Origin of the sequence: Lysobacter sp. 1R34A, from assembly GCF_051217035.1 — a bacterium.
GTDB lineage: Bacteria > Pseudomonadota > Gammaproteobacteria > Xanthomonadales > Xanthomonadaceae > Lysobacter.
On record NZ_JBPKJP010000215.1, the window covers coordinates 1 to 532 of the forward strand.

Here is a 532-nt window from a genome sequence, read left to right on the forward strand (position 1 = left end):
GATGTGGGACAAGCTCAAGGCTTCGACCAGCATCCATTTCCACAATATGTACGGCCCGACCGAATGCACGGTCGACGCCACCATCGGCAGCATCCGCGATGCGGTCGGCGGTCCGACTATCGGCCGTCCGATCGCCAACACCCCGGTGTATCTGCTCGACAGCCGCGGCGAGCCGGTGCCGGTCGGCGTGCCGGGCGAGCTGTTCCTGGGCGGCGTGCAGGTCGCGCGTGGTTACCTGGACCGCCCGGAGCTGACTGCGGAACGTTTCGTCCGCGACCCGTTCTCGGCCGAGCCCGATGCGCGCATGTACAAGACCGGCGACCTCGGCCGCTGGCGCGCCGACGGCACGATCGAATACCTGGGCCGCAACGATTTCCAGGTCAAGATCCGCGGTTTCCGCATCGAGCTCGGCGAAATCGATGCGCGCCTGAGCGCCTGCGACGGCGTGCGCGAGGCGGTGGTGATCGCGCGCGAAGACGACGGCGGCGACAAGCGCCTGGTCGCCTACGTGGTGGCGGAGCCGGGCGCCGAG

Annotated in this window: 1 protein-coding gene; it reads left to right on the forward strand. The window is 68.8% G+C overall.

Translation table 11 applies throughout. The annotated features are described in order from the left end of the window. Positions 1–532, forward strand: a 532-nt coding sequence (locus tag ACSAMQ_RS20615; RefSeq protein ID WP_435397444.1) for an AMP-binding protein, incomplete at both ends; no start/stop codon positions are given.